A 3,565-nucleotide genomic window follows, 5' to 3' on the forward strand; every position below is an offset into this window, starting at 1 on the left:
CGACGCGACGCTCGCGCACGTGCTCGACACACCGTCCGACACCCATGCGAGCGGCGTCGAAGCGGCGCGGCAACTGTTCGCGAACGGCAAGCGGCCCGACGGCGTGTTCTGCTCGTCGGACCTGCTCGCGCTCGGCGTGATCGACGTCGCGCGCAGCGAATTCGGGTTGCGCGTGCCGGACGACGTGCGGGTGATCGGCTTCGACGACATCCCGGCCGCCGAATACGATGCGTATCGGCTCACGACGCTCCGGCAGGACACGCGCGGCCTCGCGCAGGCGGCAGTCGACCTGCTCGCCGACCGGATGCAGACGTTCGACGGCCCGTCGCGCACGCGCGTCGTGCCGGTCACGCAGGTGGTGCGGGCCAGTTGCGAGTAACACGGGGAGATCGGGCGCGGCGTTGCCGCGCGTCACTTCAGCCCGCCCGCGAACCCGCGCAACAGGTAGCGCTGCACGTAGCCGGCCACGGCCAGGGTCGGCAGCGACGCCATCAGCCCCGCGCTCATCAGGTCGCCCCAGTCGATGCCGTTCTCCGTCACGTAGCCGGCAATCGCGAGCGGCAGCGTGAAGCGGCTCGGCGTCGACACGAACAGCAGCGCGATCAGGAATTCGTTCCACGCGGCGATGAACACGAAGATCGCGGTCGCGATCAGCCCCGGCGCGCACAACGGCAGCACGATCTGCACGAGCCGGCGCGCGAGCCCCGCGCCGTCGATGCAGGCGGCTTCCTCGTATTCGATCGGCACGTCGCGCACGAATGCGAGCAGCATCCAGATCGCCATCGGCAACGCGTAGATCTGGTACGCGAGCATCAGGCCGAGCGTCGAATCGAGCAGGTGCAGCCGCTTCGCGAGCGCGAACAGCGGCACCGCGATCGTGATCGGCGGCATCAGCTTCAACGCGAGCACGAGCACCAGGAACAGCAGGTCGAGCCGCGCCGGAAACCGCAGCCGCACGAGCGCATACGCGGCCGGAAACGCGAGCGCCAGCGCGAGCAGCGTCGTGCCGAAGCCGACCAGCAATGAATTGAACAGCGGCGCGCCGATGCCGTTGGACCAGACCGATGCGAAATGCTCGAAGGTCGGCGCGGCCGGCCAGATCCGCAACGGATGGTCGAGGCGTTCGAGCGTCGGCATGAACGCCGCGCCGGCCATCCACAGGCACGGCAGCAGCAGCAGCGCAAGCGCTGCGATGCGCAGTGCCCACGGCAGCGCGCGACCGAAAGCGGCGCCCGTTCGTGCGCCCGTGATGCCCGCGGGTTGCGCCGTCATGCGCGCCGCTTGCGAACCGTCTGCCATACGTACCCCGAGACCAGCAGCGCGGACGCCGCGAGCATCAGCACCGACGCGGCACTCGCCGGCCCGACGTTGAAGAAGCGGAAGCCCGTGTCGTAGATATAGGTCGACAGCGTCTGCGTCGCGTTGCCGGGGCCGCCGCCCGTCAGCGCATAGACCTTGTCGAACAGCTTGAACGTATCGATCGAGCGCAGCAGCAGCGCAAGGCCGATCTGCGGCGCCGCGAGCGGTAGCGTGATGTCGCGCAGGCACTGCCACTCGCTCGCGCCGTCGGTGCGCGCGGCTTCGTACAGTTCCTGCGGAATCGACTGCAGCCCGGCGAGCACGATCAGGAACGCCATCGGCGTCCACTGCCATACGTCGACGAGCGCGAGCGACCACAGCGCGAGATGCGGGTCGGACAGCCAGCGCACGCCTTCGATGCCGAACGCCGCGAGCAGCGCGTTCAGGAAGCCGTCGAAGTTGAGCCAGTTGCGCCAGATCGCCGAGCACACGAGCGTGGACAGCATCATCGGCAGGATCGCGAGCGGCAGCGCGATGCGCCGCCCCGGAAACGCACGCACGAACAGCAGCGCGAGGCCGAAACCCAGCGCGACTTCGGCGAGCGACGCGACGATCGTGAAGCGCAGCGTGTTGCCGAAGCCGGCCGTGAACGCATCGTCGCCGAGCACCGCGCGATAGTTCGCGAGCCCGGCAAACGCACGCCGGCCGGCCGAGTAGTCAACCTGGCAGAACGAATCGATCAGCACCTGCGCGACCGGATACAGCGCGAGCGCGGCAAGCACCAGCAGCGCGGGCCCGAGCAGCGCGACGAACGGCAGGCTGCGGCCGAAGGCTTTCATGCGCGGTATCCCGGCGATGGTTCGAGACGCGCCGTCACTTGCCGGCCGCGGCCGTCGCCTGCGCGATCTTCTGCTGCGCCTGACGCAGTGCGGCGTCAGGTGCGGCCTGCCCCGTCAGCGCAAGCTGCAGCTGGTCGCCGAGAATGCTCTCGACCTGCTGCCAGTCCTTCACGCGCGGCCGCGCACGGCCGGCTTCGAGCGCCTTCAGTTGATCCGGATACCAGCGGTACTGGCGCACCAGCGCCGGATCGTTGAACACGCTGCGGCGGGTCGGCGGAATGCCGATGCCGGCGAGGCGCGTCTGCGTGTCGCGCGCGGTCAGGTAAGCGAGGAAGTCCTGCGCGAGCTTCGCGTGCGGCGCATCCTTCGGAATGCCCATCTGCCAGATGCCGAGCATCGGCGCCGGGCCCGCGGTCTGCCCCGGCGGCGGCTGCAGCGCGATCTGCCCGACCACGCGCGACTGCTTCGGATCGTCGAGCGCCGGCACCCACGCCGGCCACACCTCGATCGACTGCGCGGCCGTGCCGCGCTGCAGCGCATCGCGCACTTCCGCCGCGCCGTACACGTCGACATCCTTCGGCGCGGACGCCTTCAGCGCGAGGAAGGTCTTCAGTGCGGCCTGTGCCTCGCGCGAATCGATCGTCACGTTGCCGGCATGGTCGAACACGTCGCCGCCGTAAGCCCACAGGATCGGCAGGAAGCCCGTCACGACCGGGTTGCCCTTCGTGCCGCGGAACACGACGCCCGACACGCTCTTGTCCGCGCCGCCGACGGTCTGCGCGATCTTCAGCACGTCGTCCCAGTTGCGTGGCGGCTGCAGCTTGTACTTCGCGAGCAGGTCCTTGCGGTACGCGAACATCTCGACGTTGCCGACGATCGGCAGCGCGTACAGCGCGCCGGCCGCGTTGCGGCCGAGCGCGACGGTGGACGGCACGAGATCGGCGTCCACGAGCGATGCAGGCAGCGGCTTCAGCCAGCCGTTGCCGATGAATTCGGGTGCCCACGTGTCGTCCATCATCACGAGGTCGTATGCGCCGGTGCCTTCGCGCATCGACAGCTTGAGCTTCTGGTACAGGTTCGCGTTCGGCAGCTTGAGCAGCTCGATCTCGGTGCCCGGGTGCAGCTTGTTGAAGCCGGCGACGGCGTCGGCCAGCCCCTTGCCGTAGATGTCGTCGCGGCCCGCGATGACGAGATCCGCGGCAACGGCGTGCGTGGCAGCGAAGGACAGCGCAAGGGCGGCGGACAGCGCGCGCAGGCGGCTCAGCAAGGTCATGAGGTCTCTCTCGTTCGGCGTGGTGGCGGGACGGCCAGGCGTTGCACACGTGTGCAACGCGGGCGACGCTTCTGGCCGCCTGAAGCGAACGCCATTGTTCACGCCGATCGTTAAGAATTTATGGCACGCGGCGATCGACGGTGCGCGGCGCCTG

General features: G+C 69.2%; 4 protein-coding genes. 1 reads left to right on the top strand and 3 read right to left on the bottom strand.

Translation table 11 applies throughout. The features are described 5' to 3' along the window. The coding region (locus tag JYJ84_RS31520; protein WP_205189930.1) for a substrate-binding domain-containing protein at positions 1-379 on the top strand (379 nt) is incomplete at its 5' end. A 32-nt stretch (positions 380-411) separates the two neighbouring features. Here the strand turns inward: JYJ84_RS31520 and JYJ84_RS31525 are convergent. The 3 genes from JYJ84_RS31525 to JYJ84_RS31535 are packed head-to-tail and all read right to left on the bottom strand — an operon-like array spanning position 412 to position 3,411. Continuing rightward, positions 412-1,272, bottom strand: coding sequence for a carbohydrate ABC transporter permease (locus JYJ84_RS31525; RefSeq protein ID WP_122947569.1), 861 nt, complete (start codon positions 1,270-1,272; stop codon positions 412-414). Then, the gene (locus tag JYJ84_RS31530) at positions 1,269-2,138 is read right to left on the bottom strand and encodes a carbohydrate ABC transporter permease (RefSeq protein WP_043179796.1); all 870 of its coding nucleotides are present in this window, start codon (positions 2,136-2,138) and stop codon (positions 1,269-1,271) included. Before JYJ84_RS31530 ends, JYJ84_RS31525 begins: the two co-directional genes overlap by 4 nt. A gap of 34 nt (positions 2,139-2,172) precedes the next feature. Further along, positions 2,173-3,411 carry an ABC transporter substrate-binding protein gene (locus tag JYJ84_RS31535; protein ID WP_174960600.1) on the bottom strand — a complete coding sequence of 413 codons (1,239 nt, stop codon included), beginning with the start codon at positions 3,409-3,411 and terminating at the stop codon, positions 2,173-2,175. Between the last annotated feature and the right edge of the window lie 154 nt (positions 3,412-3,565).

It is taken from the genome of Burkholderia sp. LMG 13014 (assembly GCF_905232215.1).
Classification (GTDB): Bacteria; Pseudomonadota; Gammaproteobacteria; order Burkholderiales; family Burkholderiaceae; genus Burkholderia.

Coding starts and splice junctions, on each gene's coding strand:
- JYJ84_RS31525 (WP_122947569.1), bottom strand. CDS start 1,272: ATGACGGCGCAACCCGCGGGCATCACGGGCGCACGAACGGGCGCCGCT.
- JYJ84_RS31530 (WP_043179796.1), bottom strand. CDS start 2,138: ATGAAAGCCTTCGGCCGCAGCCTGCCGTTCGTCGCGCTGCTCGGGCCC.
- JYJ84_RS31535 (WP_174960600.1), bottom strand. CDS start 3,411: ATGACCTTGCTGAGCCGCCTGCGCGCGCTGTCCGCCGCCCTTGCGCTG.